The following is a 2,793-nucleotide window of genomic DNA, read 5'->3' as shown; positions in this document are numbered from 1 at the left end:
TGGGCGTAGCAATACGTACTTGATCTCCTGCATCTCCATCGGCAAAACGCACACCAGGGGTGATGGTAAGGAATTTTTCGCCGCAGACCTCTTTTACTTTGCTTGCTTCCCAAGGTGAACAAACAATGCCATCTAACCCGGCTTTTTTTGTATTTTTCGCATAGTGCAATACGGTTTCTTCAAGGCTTTTATTAATCAAAAGGTCAGCTTGCATTCTTTCCTCACTGGTTGAGGTGAGCTGAGTTACGGCAATTAACAAACCACGTGTACCATCCTTTTTGGTGAAGCCATCTAGAGCGGCTTCCATCATGGCAATGGTGCCTGAGGCGTGAACGTTGCACAAATCCACATCTAAATCTGACAAAACGGAGATGGCTTTTTTTACAGTATTGGGGATATCATGAAGCTTTAAATCTAAAAAGATTTTATGGCCTCTTGCTTTAATTTCTTTAACTATGGCAGGGCCTTCGGCATAGAATAGCTCCATTCCGATTTTTAAAAAAGGTCTTTCTTCCTTGAAATGTTCAAGAAAATCCATGAGGTCGGCCTTACTATTAAAATCGCATGCTATGATTACATCTTTACTCATTTATGGGCACCTCCAATAATATGGTTTAAGTCTTTGATTCCGTATTTTTTCATTACACTGGGCAAAGCTTCTATAATGTTTTTGCAGGCATAGGGATCTACTAAATTTGCGGCTCCCACTTGAACTGCCGTTGCCCCTGCCAGCATTAGCTCCACTACATCCTCAGCAGTGGATACGCCACCCATGCCAATGATGGGCAGGTTTACTGTTTCATATACTTGATAAACCATACGCACCGCTACAGGAAAGATGGCGCTGCCTGAGAAGCCACCCATTTTATTGGCAACCACGGGCTTTCCTGTTTTTAAGTCAATACGCATACCCATCAGTGTATTGATTAAGCTGATGCCATCTGCCCCAGCTTCTTCACATGCTTTTGCAATGGTTGCAATATCTGTAACGTTGGGACTTAGTTTGATATAAACAGGTTTTGTGGTGACTGATTTTACTGCTTTTGTCACCTCTGCCGCGGCTTCAGGGCTTGTGCCAAAGCTCATGCCCCCAAGATGCACATTGGGACAGCTTACGTTAACTTCGATGATCCCCACTTGTTCTTCCTGATTTATTTTTTCTGCGCAGTATACATATTCTGCTACTGAAAAACCACTGATATTTGCGATAACAGGTTTATGAAAAACCTTTTTCATTTTAGGTAATTCTTCACGAATGACTTTTTCGATACCGGGGTTTTGTAGACCTACGGAGTTAATCATTCCACCTGTGCACTCGGCAATTCTTGGGGTAGGGTTGCCGAAACGAGGTTCTTTTGTGGTTCCTTTAAAGGAAAAGGTGCCTAATATGTTTATGTCATAGAGGTCTGCAAATTCATGGCCGTAGCCAAAGGTTCCGCTGGCAGGAATAATGGGGTTATCTAAGGTAATACCGCTTAGAGTGACTTTTGTGTTTACCATATGATTTCCTCCTTTTCCAAAACTGGGCCTTCTTTGCAAATGCGTTTGTTACCATACTTTGTTTGGCAGGAGCAACCCATGCAAGCACCAAAACCACAGCCCATTCTTTCTTCAAAGCTTAGCTGCCCACTGGTATCCGTACATTCTGAAAGGGCTTTTAGCATTGGCTCGGGCCCACAGGTATAGAAGTAAGTATAATTTGAAAGGCTTTTTACTATATCAGTAACGAAGCCTTTTTTACCAAGGCTTCCATCGGCTGTGGCTACAAGGACTTCAATCCCAAGTTGCTTGAATTCATCAATATAAAAGGCCTCATCCTTTGTGTTAAAGCCTAAAATAACAAGAGGTTTTTTTTCTTCTGCAAGAAGGTCTTTTGCCAAGCGGTACATGGGTGGTATTCCTACACCACCGCCAATGAGTAAGGGTCGGTTACCACTTTTTGTGATATCATAGCCATTTCCCAGACCTGTCAAAATGTCTAGTGACATGGTTGGTTCCATTTTTTGTAGGGCTTGGGTGCCCTTGCCCACGACTTTGTATAAAATGGTGATTGTTTTATGGTCATAATCGCACACGGAGATTGGACGGCGCAAAAAGAAACCGTCTATTTTTATATTAATAAATTGTCCTGATTTTGTTATGGCAGAGGTATCTCCTGTTAGCACCATGCGGCATACAGTGCTGGAGAGGGGTTCATTCTTTATAATAGTAAATATTGATTGTTTCAACAAAAATCCTCCTTAGGGGGTCATGGAATATAAAAAGCCTTGGGTGTTTTCCGAATCGGTTTGCTTTTTTAAACCAAACCTTTGCACAACCATGATCATTTGGTTGTCAAAGGTTAAGGTGGCAATTCGCACAAGGGTTTGTTTTACTGACAGCCCATATTTTGGCTAGAACTAAAAATGATAAGCAATGTTTCCTCCACATAGGGTCAGTTTACAGCGGCCGAATACCTCTTTGCCTGCAAAGGGTGTACTGTTGCCCTTTGAGAGAAACTCTTCGGGGTTTATTCTGTACCGTTTATTTAAATCAAATACAGTAAGGTCTGCAGGTTGTCCCACTTCTAAGGGTGTTCCAATGCAGAAGCGCTTTCTGGGATTGCTGTGGAGCAGTTCTATTAATTTTTCTAGGGTAATAATTCCGGTTTGTACCAATTCGGTATACAAAACAGGAAAGGCGGTTTCCAAACCAACGATACCCATCAGGCTTCCTGCGAGACCCTTTGATTTTTCTTCGGCGGAGTGGGGGGCGTGGTCGGTGGCAATCATATCAATGGTGCCATCTAAAATG

3 protein-coding genes and 1 pseudogene are annotated in these 2,793 nt (G+C 42.5%); all 4 read right to left on the bottom strand.

Features of this window, described 5'->3' with window-relative positions:
- Positions 1–589 (bottom strand): orotidine-5'-phosphate decarboxylase (pyrF, locus tag RTK36_RS09880; RefSeq protein WP_312046666.1); only part of this gene is annotated, 589 nt, incomplete at its 3' end.
- Positions 586–1,500 (bottom strand): dihydroorotate dehydrogenase, encoded by a 915-nt coding sequence (locus tag RTK36_RS09875; RefSeq protein ID WP_312046664.1) that lies wholly within the window; start codon positions 1,498–1,500, stop codon positions 586–588. The genes RTK36_RS09875 and pyrF, both read right to left, overlap by 4 nt.
- Complete coding sequence (locus RTK36_RS09870; RefSeq protein WP_312046661.1) at positions 1,494–2,228, bottom strand: dihydroorotate dehydrogenase electron transfer subunit; 735 nt, start codon at positions 2,226–2,228, stop codon at positions 1,494–1,496. Before RTK36_RS09870 ends, RTK36_RS09875 begins: the two co-directional genes overlap by 7 nt.
- Positions 2,229–2,399: 171 nt before the next feature.
- Positions 2,400–2,793: pseudogene (locus RTK36_RS09865) on the bottom strand (amidohydrolase family protein); the annotation flags it as partial.

This window comes from Anaerotignum sp. (genome assembly GCF_031981185.1).
In the GTDB taxonomy this organism is placed as follows: domain Bacteria; phylum Bacillota; class Clostridia; order Lachnospirales; family Anaerotignaceae; genus Chakrabartyella.
The sequence above is the reverse complement of the archived record's forward strand: the minus strand, read 5'-3'. Positions and strand labels throughout refer to the sequence as shown.

Coding starts and splice junctions, on each gene's coding strand:
- RTK36_RS09875 (WP_312046664.1), bottom strand. CDS start 1,500: ATGGTAAACACAAAAGTCACTCTAAGCGGTATTACCTTAGATAACCCC.